Origin of the sequence: Limimaricola pyoseonensis, from assembly GCF_900102015.1 — a bacterium.
Taxonomy (GTDB): Bacteria; Pseudomonadota; Alphaproteobacteria; order Rhodobacterales; family Rhodobacteraceae; genus Limimaricola; species Limimaricola pyoseonensis.
This window is the reverse complement of sequence record NZ_FNAT01000010.1, coordinates 89,560-110,488: the sequence shown is the minus strand read 5'-3', so window position 1 is coordinate 110,488 and position 20,929 is coordinate 89,560. Positions and strand designations below refer to the sequence as shown.

Annotated in this window: 14 protein-coding genes and 1 pseudogene; 9 read left to right on the top strand and 6 right to left on the bottom strand. The window is 70.3% G+C overall.

The features are described 5' to 3' along the window. Positions 1 to 211: 211 nt before the first annotated feature. A complete protein-coding gene (locus BLT43_RS16930; RefSeq protein ID WP_090114788.1) occupies positions 212 to 751 on the bottom strand; it encodes a hypothetical protein in 540 nt (179 codons plus the stop codon). 173 nt (positions 752 to 924) lie between these two features. Here BLT43_RS16930 and BLT43_RS16925 point away from each other — a divergent pair. Beyond that, a pseudogene (locus BLT43_RS16925) lies at positions 925 to 1,083 on the top strand (integrase); the annotation flags it as partial. A gap of 223 nt (positions 1,084 to 1,306) precedes the next feature. Here BLT43_RS16925 and BLT43_RS16920 read toward each other — a convergent pair. From BLT43_RS16920 to BLT43_RS16900, 5 genes are all read right to left on the bottom strand, one after another. Continuing rightward, positions 1,307 to 1,888: a hemerythrin domain-containing protein gene (locus tag BLT43_RS16920; RefSeq protein ID WP_242652335.1), complete on the bottom strand. Its 582-nt coding sequence runs from the start codon at positions 1,886 to 1,888 to the stop codon at positions 1,307 to 1,309. Positions 1,889 to 2,336: 448 nt separating this feature from the next. After that, complete coding sequence (locus tag BLT43_RS16915; RefSeq protein ID WP_090114782.1) at positions 2,337 to 3,665, bottom strand: mechanosensitive ion channel domain-containing protein; 1,329 nt, start codon at positions 3,663 to 3,665, stop codon at positions 2,337 to 2,339. Positions 3,666 to 3,717: 52 nt separating this feature from the next. Continuing rightward, on the bottom strand, positions 3,718 to 4,227 hold the full coding sequence (locus BLT43_RS16910; RefSeq protein WP_090114780.1) for a cupin domain-containing protein: 510 nt from the start codon (positions 4,225 to 4,227) through the stop codon (positions 3,718 to 3,720). 466 nt (positions 4,228 to 4,693) lie between these two features. Further along, entirely contained in the window at positions 4,694 to 5,578 is an 885-nt protein-coding gene (sigJ, locus tag BLT43_RS16905) for an RNA polymerase sigma factor SigJ (RefSeq protein ID WP_165612650.1), read from the bottom strand. Further along, complete coding sequence (locus tag BLT43_RS16900; RefSeq protein WP_242652329.1) at positions 5,565 to 6,017, bottom strand: carboxymuconolactone decarboxylase family protein; 453 nt, start codon at positions 6,015 to 6,017, stop codon at positions 5,565 to 5,567. Before BLT43_RS16900 ends, sigJ begins: the two co-directional genes overlap by 14 nt. A gap of 237 nt (positions 6,018 to 6,254) precedes the next feature. Between BLT43_RS16900 and BLT43_RS16895 the strand changes: the two genes are divergently transcribed. From BLT43_RS16895 to BLT43_RS16860, 8 genes are all read left to right on the top strand, one after another. Beyond that, complete coding sequence (locus BLT43_RS16895) at positions 6,255 to 6,752, top strand: GNAT family N-acetyltransferase (RefSeq protein ID WP_090114777.1); 498 nt, start codon at positions 6,255 to 6,257, stop codon at positions 6,750 to 6,752. Positions 6,753 to 7,229: 477 nt separating this feature from the next. Further along, positions 7,230 to 7,736: a hypothetical protein gene (locus tag BLT43_RS16890; protein WP_090114776.1), complete on the top strand. Its 507-nt coding sequence runs from the start codon at positions 7,230 to 7,232 to the stop codon at positions 7,734 to 7,736. Between the two features lie 501 nt (positions 7,737 to 8,237). Further along, positions 8,238 to 8,993, top strand: a complete 756-nt coding sequence (locus BLT43_RS16885; RefSeq protein ID WP_242652334.1) for a sugar transferase — start codon at positions 8,238 to 8,240, stop codon at positions 8,991 to 8,993. Positions 8,994 to 9,095: 102 nt separating this feature from the next. After that, a complete protein-coding gene (locus tag BLT43_RS16880; protein WP_090114775.1) occupies positions 9,096 to 10,460 on the top strand; it encodes a hypothetical protein in 1,365 nt (454 codons plus the stop codon). After that, positions 10,457 to 12,358, top strand: coding sequence for a calcium-binding protein (locus BLT43_RS16875; RefSeq protein WP_090114774.1), 1,902 nt, complete (start codon positions 10,457 to 10,459; stop codon positions 12,356 to 12,358). Before BLT43_RS16880 ends, BLT43_RS16875 begins: the two co-directional genes overlap by 4 nt. Further along, positions 12,355 to 13,188: a glycosyltransferase gene (locus BLT43_RS16870; protein ID WP_090114773.1), complete on the top strand. Its 834-nt coding sequence runs from the start codon at positions 12,355 to 12,357 to the stop codon at positions 13,186 to 13,188. Before BLT43_RS16875 ends, BLT43_RS16870 begins: the two co-directional genes overlap by 4 nt. After that, positions 13,185 to 14,555, top strand: a complete 1,371-nt coding sequence (locus BLT43_RS16865) for an oligosaccharide flippase family protein (protein ID WP_090114817.1) — start codon at positions 13,185 to 13,187, stop codon at positions 14,553 to 14,555. The genes BLT43_RS16870 and BLT43_RS16865 overlap by 4 nt, the downstream gene beginning before the upstream one ends. Before the next feature lie 89 nt (positions 14,556 to 14,644). After that, positions 14,645 to 20,923, top strand: a complete 6,279-nt coding sequence (locus BLT43_RS16860; protein WP_090114772.1) for a type I polyketide synthase — start codon at positions 14,645 to 14,647, stop codon at positions 20,921 to 20,923. The last annotated feature ends 6 nt before the right edge of the window (positions 20,924 to 20,929 follow it).

Genomic DNA, 20,929 nt, shown 5'->3' with positions numbered 1-20,929 from the left:
CTGTAGGGGCGGTAAGGACCGTCAGGTCCATCGGTGAGCTGGATGATGCAGAAGCCGTCGTTTGTCGCTTCAGACCGGACGCGGTAACGCCGCCTTGCTGCGCAGCAGGTCGGATTGCAACTCGCTCAGGCGGATGTTCTGCTACTCCGGCGATGCATGAGAAAGAGGCCCGCCTATATAGCGAGCCCCTTGCGCCCCGCGGCCGTAGATCTCACTCGATCGGGATCATCAGATGCGCATAGGGCGTGTCCGGCCACATCACCCATGGCTGCATCGCGCCCTCCGGCACCTCCGACGGATAGCTTTCCAGAAGTGGCTGCGCGCCTGAGCCCACGACCATCACGTGCGGTCCGGTCCGCACCCACGCGTTGTCCGCCGTTTCACCCTCGGCATAGGGATCGACGTTGCTGGCGCCCTCGTCCCCGAGCAGCATGTAGACGAAGCCCAGCGTGTCTGGCGGCGTTTCCTGACCCATATAGGCCTGCGCCCATTTGACCGCCTCGGCGTCGGCGCACATCGGATCGCCGCCGGGATACATGCATGTCCAGCCGTTGCTGCCCTCCTTCACGGTATGCATATCGCCATCCTCGCCGATATGCAGAAGCGTTGCGTTCTCCAGCACGTCGGTGGGTGCCACACCCTTGAGCCGCTGCAAGAGATCTTCGGCGGTGACCTCGTCGGTCTGCGCCCAGCCCGCCGTGGCGACCAGCGCACAGGCGCTGACGATCGGAATGACTGGTGAGAGTTTCATGGGAGTGTCCTCCTGTTCAGGACCACGCCATCACCATCGGCGGACCGCACGACGGCGGGCATGCATGCATCATACGCCTGCGGGACAGGGTCGACAAAATAGCCAAACTGTCTGGATCGCCGCCCCGAATGATCGGCACGTTGCACCAGTGCGCCTCCTTGTCGGATGGCATCTCGATGCGTCGGACCAATGTCGCGCAGATCTATCGAAAGACAGGGAATTTGCGGGCGGTCCAGCTCCTCCTTGGGCACGCCAAGATGGACAGCACGGTGCGCTATCTCGGAGTAGAGCTTGAGGACGCCCTCGCCATCGCCGAGGCGACCGAGATCTGAACAACAGGGCCGCCCCTGGGAGGACGGCCCAAAGCCGACCTTGGCGATGCAATAGGACGCCACATCGCAGCTTTCCCGAAGCTGCCATTGAAGCAGGCCGCAGCATACTGGGCGGATAAACGTCGGCCATGCGGGACGAAGAGACTGTCCAGTTGGTGATTTCTTGTCCGCTTCGGGCGGCCAAGAGGCCATTTGAGAATGCTGGGTCGTCTACCTGAAGCTATCAGATCGACCCAAGGTAGTAACCGATGGCTTCCGCCAATTCGGTTTCCTCGTAGCCGAAGTGAGAGCGTATAACCTCCTCCAACTTCCTGAACGTATTGGCGGCCTGAACGAAATTCGCATCGTTCGGGTTGTTCGCCAGAGCATCCGCAGCCTCACCGAGGCGGATAATCAGCTCGTGGACGACCTCGTGTTCTGCCTTCAGCTTGGCAACGACCTCACGGAACTTGCCGCCGCCCGCCGCTTCGATCCGCGGAAACATGTCGGCGCTTTCGATGTCATGGTGGAACTTCAGAATTTGGCACTCGCGCCCGCAAAGAGATCCGAATGCGCGAAAGTTTTTAGCCATATCCAGCGACAGAACGATCCGCTCGAGGTTCTTGGGAGGACTGTCGCCGGCTTCAATCCGGGCCAGGACCGCAGCGATCTGGGCGATTTCCATCAGGTAGTGACGGTGGATCGCCGCCAGCTGCCGCCCTTGATGCCGGTGGCCATCCGATGCCTCCGGCACCGGCGGCGCTGCCGGTCGGGCGGCCTCGTCGAGGCTCAGTTCATCCAGTGATCGAGAGGAAAGGTCAGGCATGGTCGACAAGAAAGCCCTCGCTTGGGCCAAGTCAAGGACGGCTTCGGGCAGCTTCCTATTGTCTCTGACCTGAGACCCATATTTCCTCCGGTTTGACGGAGAATCCGTGGGTGATTTCTGAGGCTATGCGGCCTGCTGTTCCAGTGCTGTTTTCATGGCAAATTCGGCGGGTGGGATGTTATCCAAGGCCGAATGGGGGCGGTGGAGGCTGTAATCGAGCTGCCTGATTGGATCTGGCGCCTGGCATCTTGAGGGTCGAAAGAAGCGCTTTACTGAGTGGCTTGCCGCGGATCCGCCCGCTAAAGCTCTCGACAAGAGCCATTCCGCATCGACTTGCCCGGCGCAATGTAGCGCCAGTCAACGGACTTGCGGTGGCGCCAAGCAAAGATGGCAATGAGCGTAGTGCTGCATTGCTGGAAATTGTGGACTTACCACCCCTCCCCTTTACTTACTCCTGTGGCGCATCCTTGCGCAGCAGATCGTCCTCCCCCTCTCGCTCGGCCTCGACCATCGAGATGAGCGCCTTCTCCTCCGACTCGCGGAAGGCAGCCGGGGCCGGTTCCGAGCGAGAGGCCGATGTTGGTCGCTCGGCCAGGACTTCGGGCTGCGAAGACTGTCCAGCGGGCAACCCTTCGAGGCGGATGCGGTAGGTCGTGTCGGGGATCGACACGCCAGCGGCCTCGATCGCGCCCTTGACCAGACGGATTGCATCTCCCCGTGCGGTGGCAAAGCCGGTCACGTTCTGGTCGATCCAGGCACCGGAACGCAGGATTGCTCCAGCTTCCCTCACATCCTCGATCCACACCAGCGGCTCAGGCTGCGGCAGCACGAATGGGAGCCCGGCCAGCGTCTTCTGCGCAAGAAGCCTCGTCGACTCCAAGTCAGCGTCGGGATCGATGCCGATGTCGAAGCTGAACCGCCGCTCGGGATTGCGCGTGTAGTTGATGATGCGGCTCTTGAAGACCACGAAGTTCGGGATGCGAATATGGTTGCCGTCGAGCGACAGCAGGATTGTCGCCCGCGAGGTCAGCCGGATCACCCGGCCCGTGTCACCTTCGATCTCGACGAGATCGTTTGGCTGGAAGGGCTGACGCAAGCTAAGCATGATTGAGGCCACGAAATTCTCGACAGTGTCGCGCACAGCAAAACCGATCGCGAGGCCAACGAGACCCGCCGCGCCGAGAATGGTCCCGAGGAGCGCGGAGGCGCCCGCCACGTCGAGCGCAACCACGACACCGGCGATGCCGATCACCACCCGCACCGCTTGGCGGTAGATTCCGGCGATGAAGGCGTTGGGCGCCAGCCGGTCCCAGAGCCGGGCGCGGGCCAGAAGGAAGCCGAGCCCGACAATCATGACAAAGATCGCCAGCGCGAGCAGCAGGAGTGGCAGTCGGGCCACGGCCTGCTCGATACGCGCCGTGAAGCGTTTGATGGCAGGGTTAAGCTGCTCGGAAATCTCAGCCGCCACTTCGAGGTCGTTGCGCACCGCAACGACCCCGTCGATCCGTTCCGCGATCGCGGCAATCTCGGCGCTGTCGGCCTCCTCGGCCACCTCGCCTGTCAGGTGGATGACGCTTGCTTCGACGCCTACGCCAATGCCCTCGCGCCCCAGCGCGTCGAGGACTGCCCGCAGGCGCTCGGCGATCTTTTCATCCGGCCTGACATCCTCGACGGCGATGGTCGACGGCGGCGCGGCAGGCTCCTCCTGCGCATGCAAAGTGGCAAGCGGCAGCAGGAAGAAGGCGGAGGCAGTGGCAAGACGAAAGAGTCCAAGCATGCCGCAGAGTTAGGGCAAGTTCACCGGACAACCATTCCCCCATACGGCTTCTTTATACGAGGTCAGCCATGGGGAAAGGCCCGATGAACTCGACGCCGTAGGTCCGGCAGGCCGCCATGATCGTGTCATCGTCGAGAGGCTGGCCAGGCCCCTTGCCTTCACCGCGCGGTGTCCGGGAGATGGCTCGGTAGAACTCGCCGTGATGTGGCGTTGTGATCAGGAGGTATCGCGCTGTCTCGCTTTCCACCCGGAACCCGTGAACAACGCCCTGCGCGAAATGGGCGAAGGCGCCCGGTCCCGCGCGATGACACGGTAGCTTGTCCAGGCAGACGCTGAGCTCGCCCTCGATGACGTAAAGCGCCTCATGGTCGACCGAGTGCCGGTGCAGTGGCACGGTCTCCCCTTGCCGGGCAGTCTCGTCGATCAAGGCGAACGCGCCGCCGGTGGTGTCACCGGTTGCAAGAAAGAAGGTGCGCGTCGCTCCCGAACACCGCAATTCCGCTTCACCCGGCTCCAGAAAGTAGGCGCCGGTTGCCTGGTCTTCAGCTGCCGTCATGGACATGGAAGCTGCTCCCCGAATGGCCTCTCGGGGTGACGACAGATCACCCTTCGGCTGGGCTGCGATCAGGGCTGAAGTATACCACCATTCTGTAACAGCCTCGTTATGAAAACTGCGGATGTTGGGTGCCGATGAGAAGCAGATCTGAATAGCCCCGTGTCTTGTGGACGCCTTCTTCGCTAATTTTGAGGCAAGGGGGCCATGATGAGCAGCAGCAGGTTCAACGCCGAGAAAGCGGGATGCGGTCAAACAGATCACTGAGCAGAGCTTCCAGGTCAAGGAGGTGGAGAATGGCAGCCTCCAGCCCTAAGCCGACTTTGTTGACCGACGCAGCGAAAGTCCGGACCGAGCCCTTCCACGACATTCGCTTGCGCTACGAGACGGTACCATGTCGGCTGATCGACAGACTGCGGGTGGACCGCACGTCAGCAGGTCAAAAGCGGGCTCGGCGCGCGCCAATTTTCTGCATCTATCCGCACGGGCGTACGTGCTGGAGTTTTTCGGGGTTCCTCACGATCCAGATCGCCCCAATCCGGCTGTTCCGGATCGAGAGCGCGGTCGTCTGCAAGACGCCGTTTTCGGTGGAGAGGAAACCCGGCGAGCCGTTGATCCATCGAAGCGGGGGGCAAGGTCCGGTCGGAGGTGTTTGCTTTCTCGCGAGGCCAGCGAACAATTGGGCAGCCTTGCGAGATCCATGCAGTACATTAATTGCTGCCGGGACCTTGCCGCCACCGTCGGTATGGACCTCAATGTCATCGGCGAACAAGGTGAGTAGGCGGTCCATGTCGCCCAGTCGGCTCGCCTCCCAGAAGGCGGTGACGAGCGGATGGTTCATCGATCTCGATGGTGGGTCGACAGGTTCGGCTCCAGCCAGTTTTCGCCGCGCGCGTGAGACAAGTTGCCGACAAGCGGTATCGGTCTTGCCAAGGAGTTGGGCGATCTTGTCGAACGAGTAGTCGAAGGCGTCGCGGAGTATAAAGGCCGCACGCATCTCCGGGGTAAGGGTGTCGAGCGTCAGGATCAGCGCGATACCGACATCCTCCGTTTTCATCCAATCGCTTTCCGCGCCGGGGGATTGGTCGGCGATCAACGGATCGGGCAGCCATGCCCCGACATAGGTTTCCCTACGTGTGCGTGCAGAGCGCAGGTGGTCGAGGCACAAGCGCATGACGACCGTCGACAACCACCGGGCCGGGCGGTCGATGCGGGATAGCTCAGAAACACGGAACTTGAGCGCGGCCTCTTGGAGAATATCATCCGTCTCGGCCACCGACCCGGTCATGCGGTAGGCGAGCCCCGCCAGACGCCGGCGCTCGCCCTCGAAAATCTGACTGTGCGGGTCAGGCTGCTGCATCTTGATCCGTACGCACCCTGTGGATCGAGCGAAAACCAACTGCAAAGCGGTTCCACGCATTGATCATGGTGATTACGAAGGTCAACTCGACCCGTTCGCGCTCATCGAAGGCTGCCGCCAGGCGCTGGTAGGCAGCATCGGGCGCACCAGTTTGCTCGATGCGCGTCAAAGCCTCGGCCCACACCAGTGCTGCACGCTCGCGATCATCGAAGACCGGGCTTTCTCGCCAAGCTGCAAGTACGTCCAGCTTCTGCTGCGCTACGCCAGCTTGCCGCGCCGCCGGGGCGTGCATGTCCAGGCAGAAAGCGCATCCGTTGATCTGCGACACGCGCATCTTGACCAACTCACGCAGGGCTTCAGGAAGAGATAAGCTCTTCGTCGTCTCCTCGGCCGCAATCATCGCCTTCATCGTATCGGGCGCGGCCTTGTAGTAGTTCATACGAGGGGTCATCGCTGTCTCCGTTTCTCTTGCCATGCCTATAAGACGGGACAGGATCGAGATTTGTGACACGTAGAAACGACGTTGTGCCGCTGCGAACCTTCGCTTCATCCCGCGCTGCTGCCGTCTCCGTGACGCGCGGCGGGCAACAGCTCCAAGCCCAAAGCTGGCGTCGGCGCATTGCCGTATTCCCCGTTTCGTGGAACTGGCAGAGCCAGTTTGAAGCGGAGCAGATCCATGGACGACGTACAGATAGTCAAGCTCGGCGCAACAGAACTACCACTATTTAAGGCGATCCGTTTGGAGTCTCTTCGTTGCTCTCCTTCGTCTTTCGCCAACACGGAAGCGGACTGGTCGTCGCTTCCGAACTCGGAATGGCTGAACCGGTTGAAGACCCCCGTGTACGCCGTGTTGAGAGGTGACGAGCCGGTCGGAATCATGGGGCTGTTGCTCCAGCACGGTGAGAAGAAGGCGCATCGTACGACGCTTATCATGGCCTACCTGCGCGAAAGCGAGCGCGGAGCCGGACTTGCGGACAACCTACTGAGCGTGGTGACAGCTTGCGCCGTAGAGAACGGCGTTCGACAGCTTGAGCTGAACGTCAACGAGCACAATGTCACTGCAATTCGCTTCTACGAACGCCATGGCTTCGAGCAAGTGGGCAGGGTTCCTCGGGCGCTGATCGATAGGGGCCGAGAAGTCGATGAACTGATCATGGTCCAAAGATTGTCGTAGCTGAATGGCAGCTCCGTCCGCCGAGCGGACAATCATGCATAGCGCAGCGGAGGTCTGGTATCCGCCCAGAGTGGCCGAGTCAGCTCGCGGTCCATAGCATTCAATTCGAAGCTCCGGGCGGATTGCCTGAACATGCATTGGTACCTGTTCAGTAACTTCCGACATGACCCCCCTTCAATGTGGACTGTTGCAAACCCACCTTGGCACACCGATGCCGTCGGGGGGGGGCGCCCACATCATCAACGCTTGTCCCGAGGGTGCTGATGGGGAACATGCCCCGCGCGATTGGGCATTTGAGATAGTAGTGCGACCTGTTCTAAGCCTCTGCCTGCAATAATCGTTGGCATCCTGCTCCCGCAACCAACACCCCCCCCCAAAGCAGGCACACCACCCGTCCGGCGCGGAATCCGACAGGGCCAGGGCAGGCTCGATAGCAGCAGGCTGGATCGGCCGGCCATGCGCGCTTAGGCTTCGATCATGACCCGACGCCCGCCTCTGGCCCTCCTGCTGATCTGCGTCTTGCTGCCCGGCTCCGCCGCGGCGCAAGCGGTGGATTACGGCGCGGTCTATCTCAGAAGCTGGCACCTGGGCACCGACACGCTCAACGACGCGACGCCCGGCCTCGCTTTCGGCCGGAGATGGGCGGCGGGCGAGAGTGGGCGGGAGCTGCATCTCGAGGGCGGCGTCTTTCTCAACAGCTATGACGAAATCTCGCCGCTTCTGCTGGGCGGCGTGAGCTGGCCGTTTGCGGAGGCGGGGCCGGGGACGCTGCGGATCGGGGCTTCGCTCGGCGCGGCGCGGTACGAGTCGCGTGCGCGGCAGCTGCGCGCCGATTACGCCATCCCAGATCTGGGCGGCTTCTTGCCCCTGGCGGCCCTGAGCGCGAGCTATCGCATCGGGCGGACCGACCTGCGGCTGACCACCGTCCCCCCGGGGGAGGGCGTCACGGCGGTGTTCAACTTTTCGTTGAGTCGCGCCTTCTGATCGCCGGCGATTCGGAATCGGGCGGGATTGCGGCCGGTTGCGAATCATCGCCGCGATTCGGCGTGTTGCAGGGCGCAACAATGCGCCTCTTTTCCTAGCATTGAGGTCCTGCCAGTGACACCGCAGACCCCCTGGCCGGGCCGCCTGGCGAAATCGGACGGCACCTGCCGCAGCGCTGCCATGTCGGTGCCGCAATTCCGGCCGGTCCCTTTCGAGCGGAGGACCTGTCGATAGGGGCGGGTTCGGTTTCCCTTCGCGACACAGTCCGGTCTGGCGCTCGGGAATGGATCCCTTTATGCGATCAGACCCCGGTGGCCACCGGGCGGTCTGGGCCGTCTTGGGACGCCACGTTTCCGCGGCGGGCCGCCGGGCGAGATTGACCGACCGGACCGGCCCCCTAGCATGGACCCGCAATGCGCCGGAAATGTTTTCGAAGGCACGCCAGAGCTTTAGGTGCGCCGTGCCGCGCCGGGTGATGCGAGTAAGGAGAGTGACGTGACGATGATCAACGACGGAGCGGGGGAGACATTCGGGCTGCGGCTGAGCCGTGGCGCCCGGAGCCTGGAGGCAGAGACCGGGGCCATGCCGGGCTTCGACGCCTCGGGGGCCTCGCTGCGCCGGATCGGCCGCTCGAAGGCGCAGGTCCGCCCCGGCGCCTACCGCGACGGCGGCAAGCGGGCGTTCGACCTCGTGGTCGTGCTCTGCGCGGCGCTGCCGGTGGCCTTCGTGGTGCTGGTGATCTCTCTGGCGCTGATGCTGAGCGGGCAGCGCCCGTTCTACGCCCAGACCCGGCTCGGCCGGCAGGGGCGGCCGTTCCGGATGTGGAAGATCCGCACCATGCTGCCCGACGCCGAGGAGGCGCTCGCCGCGCATCTCGACGCCGACCCGGAGGCCCGGGCCGAGTGGCAGCACAGCCAGAAGTTGCGTCACGACCCGCGGATCACCCCGCTGGGCCATTTCCTGCGCCGCAGCTCGCTCGACGAACTGCCGCAGCTCTTCAACGTGCTGCGCGGCGAGATGGCGCTGGTCGGGCCGCGGCCGATGCTGCCCGAGCAGAGCGCCTACTACCCGGGCGAGGAGTACTACCAGATGCGGCCGGGCCTGACCGGCTTCTGGCAGACCTCCGAGCGCAACGCCGCGAGCTTCGCGCAGCGCGCCGAATACGACCGCAGCTACTACCGGGCGCTGTCCTTCGCCACCGATCTTCGGGTCATGCTGCGCACGCTGCTGGTGGTGGCGCGCGGCACCGGTCTCTGAGACCGTCGCGCCGGGCGGCTTCCCGCACCGCCCGCGCCGCGCCATTCTGGGGTGGCGAACCCGGCCTGCCGGGACCGCGCCGCCCGCCGGGAGCCGCCCGCCATGCCGAACGTCTTCGCCACACTCGTCCTGCTGGCCTGGCCTCTGGTCACGGCCGCGCTCTTCCTGCGGCTGTCGCCGGGGCGGGCGATGCTGGCGAGCCTGCTGGCAGGCTATCTGCTGCTGCCGCCGCTGCCGGCCGAGATCGACCTGCCGTTGCTGCCGTCGATGAACAAGGACACCATCCCCAGCCTCGCCGCGCTCTGCGCCGGGCTGGTGGTGCTGCGCGGGCGCGGCCTGCTTCCCCAAAGCCTCGCCATGCGGGCCCTTCTCTTGGCCTACCTGCTCTCGCCGGTGGTGACGATTGCTCTCAACCCCGAGCCATTGGCCTTCGGGGTGCGGGTGCTGCCGGGGCTGCGGCTGGCCGAGGCGCCGGGCCTCGTGGTGCAGCAGCTGCTGCTCGCGGTGCCGTTCCTCCTGGCGCGGGCGCTGTTGCAGAGCGGTGCCGCGCATCGCGACCTCCTGGCCGCGTTGGTGCTCGCGGCGCTGGCCTACGCGTTTCCGATCCTGCTCGAATTGCGGCTCAGCCCGCAGCTCAACACATGGGTCTACGGCTTCTTCCAGCACGACTTCCGGCAGATGATCCGCGGCGAGGGCTACCGGCCGATCGTCTTTCTCTACCACGGGCTCTGGGTCGCCTTCCTCGTGGCGATGGCCGTGCTCGCGGCGGTGGCGCTGGCGCGGCAGGCGCGCGGGCGCGCGGCGCCGGCGCTGTGGGGGGTGGCCGGCGGGCTGTGGGTGCTCCTGCTTCTGTGCAAGTCGATGGCGGCGATCCTCTACACGACGCTGCTGGCGCCTTTCCTCGCGCTGGCGCCGCGGCGGCTGCAGATGGCGGCGGCCGTGGCGATGGCCGGTCTCGCCCTCGCCTATCCGGCGCTCAAGGGCGCCGATCTGGTGCCGCGCGAGGCCATCCTCGCCCGCGCCGAGGCCATCTCGCCCGACCGGGCGCAGTCGCTCGAGTTCCGCTTCGACAACGAGGACGTGCTGCTGGCCCGCGCGGCGGAGCGGCCGCTCTTCGGCTGGGGCATCTGGGGCCGCAACCAGCTTTACGACCTGCGCGACGGCGATGCGCTCACGGTCTCGGACGGGCGCTGGATCGTGGTGATCGGCATCTTCGGCTGGGTCGGCTTCCTGGCCGAGTTCGGGCTTCTCGCGCTGCCCGTCTTCATGCTGTTCTGGCGGCAGGCCGCGCCGCCGGCCGCGACAGCCGCGCTGGCGGTGATGCTGGGGATGAACCTCGTGGACCTTCTGCCCAACGCGACGCTGACGCCCGTCACCTTCCTCGCCGCCGGCGCGATCCTCGGCATGGCCGAACGCAGCCTGCCCGCGCCGCGCCCCGCGCCCGCGCCGCTCAGGACGGTGATGTGACGCTGCTGCGCCTCCTGGCCCTGCTCGCCCTGATGGTTTGCGCGCCGGCCGCGCGGGCCGAGCCGATGCTCGGCTTCAATCTGGCCGGCATCGCCGACTGGTCGACGCAGCAGCCCTTCCTCGACCTGATGAAGACCGCGCGCCCTTGGATCGGGCACCGGCCCGGGCAATGGGGCGGGATGGAGCACGACGCGCTGCGCGCCGGCGGCCATGTCGATCGCCGGGCCGTGCGTTCGATCCCCGACGGCGTCGAGCGGATCGGCACGCTGATCCTCACCGACATGCCCGAGGCGGCGCGCTCGCTCGCCGGGCGATACGTGCTGCGCCATGCGGGGCGGGGGCGGGTCTCGGTCGGCGGCCGGGCCGAGGCGGTGTCGCGGGCGCCGAACGAGATCCGCTTCGACTACGCCCCGGGGCCCGGCGGGGTCGAGATCTTCGTCGAGGCGACCGACCCGGCCGCGCCGGTCCGCGACATCACCGTGGTGCGCGAGGACCGGCTCGACCTGTTCGAGGCAGGCGCGTTGTTCAACCCCGACTGGACGGCGCGGATCGCGCCGATGCGGCTGCTGCGCTTCATGGACTGGATGGACACCAACGGCGCGACGCAGGTCCGATGGTCCGGCCGGCCGCGGATGGACGACCAGAGCTGGAGCGAGGGCGTGCCGCTCGAGGCGATGATCCGGCTGGCCAACGAGACCGGCGCGGACCCTTGGTTCACTCTGCCGCACATGGCCGATGACGACTATGTCGCGCGCTTCGCCGCCATGGTGCGCGACGGCCTCGACCCGCGGCTCAAGGCCCATGCCGAATGGTCGAACGAGGTCTGGAACTTCCGCTTCGCCCAGGCCCGCTGGGCCGAAAGCCGGGCAAAGGCGCTGTGGGGCGCGGCGCCCGGCGGCGACGGCTGGATGCAGGCGGCGGGGCTGCGGGCGGCCGAGGTGGCAGAGATCTGGGCGCAGGTCTTCGGCGCGGCGGCCGAGCGGCGACTGGTGCGGGTGATCGCCGTGCACACCGGCTGGCCGGGGCTCGAGCAGCCGCTGCTCGAGGCGCCGCTGGCGGTGGCGCGCGGAGCGCGGCCGCCGCATGAGAGCTTCGACGCCTACGCCGTCTCGGGTTATGTCGGCCACGGCCTTGCGACGCAGGAGAAGGTGCCCGACCTGCTGCGGCTGATCTCGGAAGGGCAGGCCGAGGCGCATCTGGCGGCCGGGCTGCGTGCCGATCTCGAGGACCTGTCGCAGCGGCTCTGGCCCCACCACGCCGGTGTCGCGCGCCGCCACGGGCTGGATCTCGTGATGTATGAGGGCGGCGGGCACCTGGCAGGCCAGGGCACGGCTACCGGGGAAGAGGCGATCACCGGCCTGCTCGCCCGCTACAGCTACACCCTCGAGATGGCCGACCTGCTCGAAGAGCTGCACCTCGCCTGGCGCGCGGCGGGCGGCGGCGTCTTCACCGCCTATCTCGACGTGGCGCGCCCGTCGCGCTGGGGCAGCTGGGGCGCGCTGCGCCATCTCGACGACGACACCCCGCGCTGGCAGGCGCTGCTGCGGGCCGCGGCCATGCAGGGCGAAGGTGGCCGCGACCCCGCCGCCTTCGCGGTCGGGGCCATCCTGCGCGGCACCGACCGGTCCGAGCGTATCGCCGGAACACGGGCCGAGGACGTGCTGCTGGGCGGCGGCGGCGACGACATCCTCGTGGCCGGTCCGGGCGACCTGCTGCATGGCGGGGCGGGGCGCGACCGCGCGCTGCTGCCGGGGCGCGCGCGCGACTGGCCGCTGCGCCGCGACGGCGGCCGCCTGCTGCTGGGGGCCGGGCATCGCCGCGTTTCGCTGGCCGGGGTCGAGGAGATCGTCTACGGCGATGAACCGCAACGCGTGATCCCGACGGAGACCCTGCGATGAGCCCGCCGATCGAGGTGCTGATCCCGGCCAGCAACGAGGCCGCCCTGATCGAGGGCTGTCTGGCCGCGCTCGCGGCGTCGCGGCCGGTGCCGGGCCCGGTCGGGGTCACGGTGATCGCCAATGGCTGCCGCGACGCCACCGCCGCCCGGGCCCGGGCCATGGCCGGAACGCTCGCCGCGCGCGGCTGGCGGCTGCGGGTGATCGAGCAGGCCCTGGGCGCGAAGCCCGCCGCGCTGAACGCCGGCGACGCTTTGGTGCCGGCAGGGGCGATCCGGGTCTATCTCGACGCCGACGTGACCGTGTCGCCGCCGCTCCTGGCGGCGCTGCACGCGGCGCTGGACGTGCCAGCGCCGCTCTACGCCAGCGGCCGGCTGCGGATCACCGGCCGCGGCCGGGTGGCGCGCGCCTATGCCCGGCTCTGGGCACGGGTGCCCTTCATGGCCGCGGGCGTGCCGGGCTGCGGCATCTACGCCGTCAACCCGGCCGGCCGGGCCCGCTGGGGGGCCTTTCCCGACGTGATCTCGGATGACGGCTTTGCGCGGCTGATGTTCGCCCCCGAGGAGCGCATCGCGGTCGAGGCCGGCTATGACTGGCCGGTGGCCGAGGGGCTGGGCGCGCTGGTCCGGGTCCGCCGCCGGCAGGATGCCGGCATGGCCGAGATCGCCCGGCGCTTCCCCGAGATCATGACGCGCGAGGCCAAGCCGCCCCTGGGCGCGCGCGGCGTGGCGCGGCTCGCGGCCGCCGATCCGCTGGGCTTCGCGGTCTACGGCGCGGTCGCGCTCGGCAGCCGCCTGGGCGGCGCGCCCGACCATTGGAGCCGCGGCCGGTGAGCGCGACGCTCGCGGCCCGGCTGCGCGGCGGCGGCCTCGGCATCCGCGCGCTGCGCTCGGCGGCGATCATGGTGGCGGGCTTCGGCGCGGGGCAGGTGCTGCGGCTGGCCTCGAACCTGATCCTGACCCGGCTGCTGTTTCCCGAGGCCTTCGGCGTCATGGCGATCGTGCTGGTCTTCGTCATGGGTCTGACGATGTTCTCGGACGTCGGTATCGGCCCGGCGATCATGCAGAGCCGGCGCGGCGACGACCCCGATTTCCTCGACACCGCCTGGACCATCCAGATCGGCCGCGGCGTGCTCTTGTGGCTGGCCGCGCTGGGGCTGAGCTGGCCCGTCGCGCAGTGGTACGGCGAGCCGATGCTGCTGCAATATCTGCCGGTCGCGGCCTTCGCGCTGGTGATCAACGGCTTCAACCCGACCCGGCTCGAGACCGCGCATCGCCACCTGCGGGCCGGGCGGGTGACGCTGATCGAGCTGGCGGTGCAGACAACGCAGATCGCCGCGGCGGTGGTCATGGCCTGGGCCTGGGGCTCGGTCTGGGCGCTGGTCTGCGCGGCGCTGGTCGCGGCGGTGGCGCAGCTCGTCTATCTCGACCGCTTCCTGCCGGGGCCGCGCAACCGCCTGCGCTGGGAGCCCGAGGCCGCGCGCGAGTTGGTCTCCTTCGGCAAGTGGATCTTCCTGTCGACCGTGGCGGGCTTCGTCGCGGGCCAGAGCGACCGGGTGCTGATCGGCGGCTGGCTCTCGCTCGGGGATTTCGGGGTCTACAACATCGGCCTGTTCCTCGCGACCTTCCCGATGGTGCTGGGCCACATGGTGACGCGGCGGGTGCTGATCCCGGTCTACCGCGACAGCCCGCCCGCCGAAGATCCGGCGAACTTCGCCCGGCTGCGGCGGCTGCGCATGGCGGCCTCGGCCGCGCTCCTGGCGGCGGTGGCGGTCTTCGCCTTCGCGGGGCCGTGGCTGATCGCGCTGATGTACGACCCGCGCTACGCGATGGCCGGCGGCGTGGTGGTGCTGGTGGCGGTGCTGCAGCTTCCGGCGCTGATCGGCCTGACCTACGACCAGGCGGCGCTGGCGGCGGGCGCGTCGCGGCGATTCTTCGTCTTGCAGGCGGCGCGCGCCGCGCTCACCTTCGGGGCGATGGCGGCGGGGCTCGCCTGGGGCGGATTCGCGGGCGGCCTCGTCGGGCAGGGCGCGGCGCATCTCATGGCCTATCCGGTGCTGGTCTGGTTGGCGCGGCGGCAGGGCGTCTGGGACCCGCTGCACGACGCGCTCTTCGCCACGCTCGGCGCGGCCGTGGCGGCGCTGGCGCTCTGGGCCGGCTGGCCGGCGGTGGCGGCGCTGGCCGCGGTGCCGCCGGGCTAGGCGCGCCGCGCGAAGGGCGGACGGCGGCCCAGATGCCGCCCCATTGGGTTGGGACTGTGCAGCGCGACGGCGCGGCGTTGGAGCGTAGGATGGACGAGGCGGAGCACGGGCTCGGCGACATCGCGATCATCGGCATGGGGCTGCGCCTGCCCGGCGCGGCGACGCTCGACGCGTTCTGGGCGATGCTGCGCGAGGGCCGCTCGGCGATCCGGCGGCTGACCCCGGCCGAGCTTTCCGCCGCCGGCGAGCCCGCGCGCCTGACCGCGCGGCCCGACTACGTCCCCTACGGCGCCCCGCTCGAGGGCTATGACCGCTTCGACGCCGGCCTCTTCGGGCTCTCGGCCAAGGAGGCGGCGGTGATGGACCCCCAGCACCGGCAATTCCTCGAGGCGGCCTGGGAGGCCTTCGACAATGCCGGCCACGCCGCCGGCCACGCCGCGGGGGGCGGCGGCGCGGCAGCGGTCGGCGTCTTCGCCGGCTGCGGCGAGAGCCGCTACTACAACGACAACCTGCTCACCAACCCCGAGCTGGTCGAGGAGACCGGCACCTTCCTGCTGCGCCACACCGGCAACGACAAGGACTTCCTCGCCACGCGGCTCAGCCACATGCTCGACCTCACCGGTCCGAGCGTGACCTTGCAGACCGCCTGCTCGACCTCGCTCGTGGCGGTGCACATGGCGGCGCAGGCGCTGCTCGACGGCGAATGCGACATGGCGCTGGCGGGCGGCGCGACGGTCGAGCTGCCGCAGGGGCGGGGCTACCTCTACCGCGAGAACGAGATCCTCTCGCCCGACGGCGCCTGCCGCGCCTTCGAGGCGCGCGCCGCCGGCACGGTCTTCGGCTCGGGCGCCGGGGCGGTGGTGCTGCGCCGGCTCGAGGATGCGCTGGCCGACGGCGACCATGTCTGGGCGGTGCTGAAGGGCAGCGCGATCAACAATGACGGCGCCCGCAAGGCGGGCTATCTCGCCCCGTCGGTGGACGGGCAGGCCGCGGCCGTGACCGAGGCGCTGCGCATGGCCGGGGTGAGCGGCGCCGAGATCGGCTTCGTCGAGTGCCACGGCACCGGCACCGCGCTGGGCGACCCGATCGAGCTTGCGGCGCTGGCGCAGGGGCTCGGCCCGGGCGGCGAATGCCATGTCGGCTCGGTCAAGGCGAATGTCGGCCACACCGACACCGCCGCGGGGGTGATCTCGCTGATCAAGGCGGCGCTGGCGCTGCATCACGGCGAGATCCCGCCCCAGCCCGACTTCACCGCGCCCAACCCGCGGCTCGATCTCGGCGCCACCCGGTTCCGCATCGCCGACCGCGCGCGGCCCTGGCCGCGGGATGGCGCGCCGCGCCGTGCCGCGGTCAACTCGCTCGGCGTCGGCGGGACCAATGCCCATGCCGTTCTGGAAGAGGCGCCCGAGCGCGCCGCCCCGGCGGCGTCGGACTGGCCGTTCCAGCTCATCTGCCTGTCGGGCCGCACCGAGGCGGCGCTCGACGCCAACGCCGCGCGGCTGGCCGCGCATCTGCGCGCCCGGCCGGACCAGCCGCTGGCCGATGTCGCCCACACCCTCGCCAGCGGCCGGCCGGCCCTGTCGCGCCGCCGCGTGCTGGTCGCGCATGACCATGCCGAGGCGGCCCGGCTGCTCGAGACGGGCGAGGGGGGGCGGGTCTTCAGCCACGCCGCCGAGACCGGGGCGGAGATCGTCTTCATGTTCCCCGGCGGCGGCTCGCAATATCCGGGCATGGCGCGCGGTCTCTTCGAGACCGAGCCGGTGTTCCGCGACTGGATGGAGCGCGGGCTCCTGCGGGTGTCGGAGCAGGCGGGCCGCGACATGCGGGCGCTGTGGCTGCCGGGCCCCGGGATGACCGAAGAGGCCGAGGCCGAGCTGCGCCGCCCGGCGCTGCAGCTGCCGCTGATCCTTGCCGTCGAGCACGCGCTCGCGCAGCTCTGGATGTCGTGGGGCGTGATGCCGGACCGGCTGATCGGCCACTCGATGGGCGAGAACGCCGCCGCCGCCCTGGCCGGCGTGACCGGGTTCGAGGCGGCGCTCGACCTCGTGCATCTCAGGGGCCGCCTGTTCGAGGAGACCGAGCCGGGCGCCATGCTCTCGGTGGCGCTGGGCGCCGATGCGCTGCGCGCCGAGCTCGGCCCCGATCTCGACCTCGCGGCGATCAACGGGCCCGGCCTCACCGTGGCCTCGGGGCCGGTGGCGGCGATCGCGGCGCTGGAGCGGCGTCTCGCCGCCAGGCAGGTCGAGACCCGCCGCATCCCGATCGCGGTCGCCGCCCATAGCCGCCTGCTCGACCCGGTGCTGGGCCGGTTCGAGGCGCATCTAGGCCGGATGGCGCTGTCGCCGCCCACCATCCCGATCCTGTCGAACCGCACCGGCCAGCCGCTCGATGACGGGCAGGCGACCGATCCGGCCTACTGGGTGGCGCATCTGCGCGACACGGTGGATTTCGACCACGGCCTGCGCCGGCTGGCCGACCGGCCGCGCATCTTCATCGAGGTCGGGCCGGGGCAGGCGCTGTCGTCGCTGGCCGCGATGCAGCCCGGCATCGGCACCGCCCGCTGCGTGCCGAGCCTGCGCCATGCCCGCGACACGGTGGCCGACGACGTGCATTTCGTGGGCGCCTTGGGCCGGGTCTGGGCGATGGGCGGCCCGATCGACCGCGACCAGCTCTTCGGCGAGGGCCGCCGCCGCGTGGTGCTGCCGGGCTATGCCTTCCAGCGCGACCGCCACTTCATCGCCCCCGGAAACGGGGCGCGCGATCGCGGCGACGCGCCCGCCGAGAACTGGCCCGAGCGCGAGGACGATCCGGCGCGCTGGATCTGGCGGCCCGACTGGCGCCGCAGCTACCCCGACGGCGACTACGAGGCGGGCGGCGATCTGGCCGACCAGCCGGTGCGGCGCTGGCTGATCCTGGCCGACGAGAGCGGCGTCGGCGCCGAAACCGCGCGGCGCCTGCGCGCGGCGGGGCATGACGCGGTGGTGGTGCGCGCCGGCGTGGGCTTCGCGCGCGAGGGGCGGTCGGACTGGGTGCTCGACCCGCAGGAGGGCGGCGCGGGCTACGCGCCGCTGCTCGAGGCGCTGGCCGCCGAGGATCGCCTGCCCGACCGGGTCCTGCACCTGTGGCTGCTGACCGGCGCGGACGCGCCCGAGGCGCGCGAGATGCAGGGCCGGGGGCTCTGGAGCCTGTTCCACCTGGCGCGGGCCTGGTCCGAGGTGGCCGGCGAGCGCGGTCTGCACCTGCTTTGCGCCGGCAACGAACTCTTGGGCGTCACGCCACAGGACCGGCCGGTGCCGGCCAAGGCGGCGGTGATCGGGCCGGTGCTGGCGCTCCCGCGCGAACTGCCGGGCGTCACCGCCGCGCTGCTCGATCTCGGCCCGGTCGCGGCGCCGGAGCAACTGGTCGGGCCCTTGCTGGAAGAGGCGCTGGCCGCGCCCGCCGACACCGTCGCGGCCTGGCGCGGCGGCCAGCGGCGGCAGCGCCGGGCGGTCCGCGCGCAGGCGGGGCGGGCCTGGCCGGTGCGGCGCGGCGGACCGGTGCTGATCACCGGCGGCTTCGGCGGCATGGGGCTGGCGCTGGCCGAGGCGCTGATCCGCGAAGAGGCGGCGCCCATCGCGCTGCTGTCGCGGCGGGCGCTGCCGCCGCGCGATCGCTGGCCCGAGATCGCCGCATCTGGCGATACCGGCGCCGCCGCCCGCGCCGTGCGGGCGGTGCTGCGGCTCGAGGCGCTGGGCGGGCATGTCCTGCCGCTGGCGGCCGATGTCACCGATGCCGGGCAGATGCGCGCGGCGCTGGAGCGCGCCGAGGCGGCGCTCGGCCGGCTCAGCGGCGTGATCCACGCCGCCGGCCGGCTCGACGACGCGCCGATGCTGCTGCGCGAACCGGCCGCCGCCGAGGCGGTGCTGGCGCCGAAGCTCCGGGGGCTGGAGGTGCTCGACGCGCTCTTGCCGGACGGGCGGCTCGACTGGATGGCGCTTTGCGCCTCGGTCTCGGGCTGGGCCCCGGCGGCGGGGCAGGCCGACTACGCCGCCGCCAACGCCGCGCTCGACGCCTTCGCGCAGGCCCGCTCCGGCGGTCGCACCGCCGTGGTCGCCATCGACTGGGGCATCTGGGCCGATGTCGGCATGGCGGCCGAGGCGCTCGCGCCGCCGCCGCCCGCGCCGCAGGGGCGGCCGGTGGCGCTGCCCATGCTCGACCGGCGGATCGACGGCTCCGAAACCGGCCCCGAGTGCGAATTCGAGGCCGACTGGTCGGCCGAGGCGCGCTGGTTCCTCGACCAGCACCGGCTGGCCACGGGCGAGGCACTGCTGCCCGGCACCGGCTACCTCGAACTGGCGGCCGAGGCGCTGGGCGCCTCGGGCTTCGTGCCCTTCGAGGTCGAGGGGCTGCGGTTCAAGGCGCCCCTGCGCGCCCCCGCCGCCGGCACGACGCGGCTGCGGCTGCGGCAGGCCGGCGACCGGCTCGAGATCCGGGCCGCCCTGCCGGGCGAGGGCTTCGCCACCACCGCCGAGATGCAGGCCCGCCCGCTCGGGGCGGCGGCCCCGGCGCCGCTCGACATCGCCGGCATCACGGAGCGTCTGGGCGGCGCGCCCCGGCCCGACACCGCCCTGCCGCAGCCCGGGCAGCTGCGCTTCGGGGCGCAGTGGCAGGTGCTGCGCGCCACCCGGCGGGCCGGGCGCGAGGGGCTGGCCCGGCTCGAGGCCGACGCGACCGCCGCCCCCGGCATGGCGCTGCATCCCGGCCTGCTCGACATCGCCACCGGCTGGGCGCTCGACCTCGTGCCGGGTCATGCGCCGGACCGGCTCTGGGTGCCGACCGGCTACGACCGGGTGCGGGTCTACGCGCCGCTGGCCGGCGAGATCCTGAGCCATGTCCGGCTTTCGGAGGCGCAGGAGGAGGGGCGGGCCCGTTTCGACGTGACGCTCGCGGATCCGGACGGCCGGGTGCTGGTCGAGGTCGAGGGGCTGTGGATGCTGCGGCTCGAGGCCGGGCTGGACCTGCCCGCGCCGGTGCCCGGCGGCGCCGTGCCCGGCGACGACCCGGCGACGCTGCGGCTGCGGCACAACCTCGCCCGCGGCATCCGCGCCCGCGAGGCGGGGGCGGCGCTGCGCGCCGCGCTGGGGGCGGGGCTGCCGCAGGTCGCGGTGAGCGCGCTGCCGCTGCCGGCGCTGCAGCGCCAGATCTCGGCGGACCGGCCCCGGCCGGCCCCGGCCGCGCCGCCGCCGGCCGTCGCAGCAGGGCTCGACACCGAGACCGAGCGCCGGATCGCCGGATTCTGGCAGGGTCTGCTCGGCGCCGAGGCGCTCGGCCCCGATGACAGCTTCTTCGACCTCGGGGGGCATTCCCTTCTGGCGGTGCGGCTCTTCGCGATGATCCGCCGCGAGATCGGGCCGGCTCTGCCGATCTCGACGCTGATCGAGGCGCCGACCCTGCGCGCGCTCGCCGCCCGGGTGGATGCCGCCCGCGACCACGGGACCGAGACGGTCGCCGGCAACGCCGCGGCCCGGCCGGGCCCGCCGGCCGGCGCGGGCCATACCCACCTCGTGCGGCTGAGCGAGGGCGGCGACGGGGCGCCGCTCTTCATCGCCGCCGGCATGTTCGGCAACGTGATGAACCTGCGCCGGCTGGCGCAGCTTCTGGGTAAGGACCGGCCCGTCTGGGGGCTGCAGGCGCGCGGGCTGATCGAAGGCCACGCGCCGCATCGCAGCATCGAGGCGGCCGCCAGCGACATGCTGGGGGAAATGCGGCAGGTGCATCCCGGCGGCGCCTGGCACCTGGCCGGCTATTCCGGCGGCGGCATCACCGCCTGGCAGATGGCGCAGCAGCTCGCCGCCGAAGGCGATGAGGTGGCGGCGCTGATCTTGCTCGACACGCCGCTGCCGCGCCGGGCGCCGCTGGCCTGGCGCGACCGCGCCGCGATCCAGGCGATCGAGCTGCGCCGCGCCGGGCTGGCCTACCCGCTGCGCTGGGCGGCGCAGCGTCTGCGCTGGGAGATCGGCCGCCGCCGCTTCGGCCGGCTCGAGGGCGTGGCCGCCGCCGCGGAGCACGACCCGGTGATCGAGGCCGCCTTCTACGAGGCGCTGGCCGGCTACACCGCGCCGGGCTGGGCGGGGCCGGCGACCCTGCTGCGCCCGGCGCCCCGGCCGCATTGGCGGCTGCCCGGCGGCCGGCTGGTCAGCGCCGAGCGGCAGTATATCTTGCCCGACAACGGCTGGGGCGGGCTGGCGCCGCGGCTCGAGGTGATCGAGGTGCCGGGCGACCATGACAGCATGGTGCTCGACCCCAATGTCGCGGTGCTGGCCGCGCGGCTGCGGCCGCTGCTGGCCGCCGCCCCGGTGCGGCCCGGCCAACTGGCCGCGGCGGAGTGAGAGAAC

What these genes read in the sequence shown, in the direction of transcription:
- BLT43_RS16920 (WP_242652335.1), bottom strand. Translation starts at nt 1,888, where the DNA reads ATGCCTGACCTTTCCTCTCGATCACTGGATGAACTGAGCCTCGACGAG.
- BLT43_RS16880 (WP_090114775.1), top strand. Translation starts at nt 9,096, where the DNA reads ATGCCGAACGTCTTCGCCACACTCGTCCTGCTGGCCTGGCCTCTGGTC.
- BLT43_RS16890 (WP_090114776.1), top strand. Translation starts at nt 7,230, where the DNA reads ATGACCCGACGCCCGCCTCTGGCCCTCCTGCTGATCTGCGTCTTGCTG.
- sigJ (WP_165612650.1), bottom strand. Translation starts at nt 5,578, where the DNA reads ATGCAGCAGCCTGACCCGCACAGTCAGATTTTCGAGGGCGAGCGCCGG.
- BLT43_RS16910 (WP_090114780.1), bottom strand. Translation starts at nt 4,227, where the DNA reads ATGTCCATGACGGCAGCTGAAGACCAGGCAACCGGCGCCTACTTTCTG.
- BLT43_RS16885 (WP_242652334.1), top strand. Translation starts at nt 8,238, where the DNA reads ATGATCAACGACGGAGCGGGGGAGACATTCGGGCTGCGGCTGAGCCGT.
- BLT43_RS16860 (WP_090114772.1), top strand. Translation starts at nt 14,645, where the DNA reads ATGGACGAGGCGGAGCACGGGCTCGGCGACATCGCGATCATCGGCATG.
- BLT43_RS16915 (WP_090114782.1), bottom strand. Translation starts at nt 3,665, where the DNA reads ATGCTTGGACTCTTTCGTCTTGCCACTGCCTCCGCCTTCTTCCTGCTG.
- BLT43_RS16870 (WP_090114773.1), top strand. Translation starts at nt 12,355, where the DNA reads ATGAGCCCGCCGATCGAGGTGCTGATCCCGGCCAGCAACGAGGCCGCC.
- BLT43_RS16895 (WP_090114777.1), top strand. Translation starts at nt 6,255, where the DNA reads ATGGACGACGTACAGATAGTCAAGCTCGGCGCAACAGAACTACCACTA.
- BLT43_RS16900 (WP_242652329.1), bottom strand. Translation starts at nt 6,017, where the DNA reads ATGAACTACTACAAGGCCGCGCCCGATACGATGAAGGCGATGATTGCG.
- BLT43_RS16930 (WP_090114788.1), bottom strand. Translation starts at nt 751, where the DNA reads ATGAAACTCTCACCAGTCATTCCGATCGTCAGCGCCTGTGCGCTGGTC.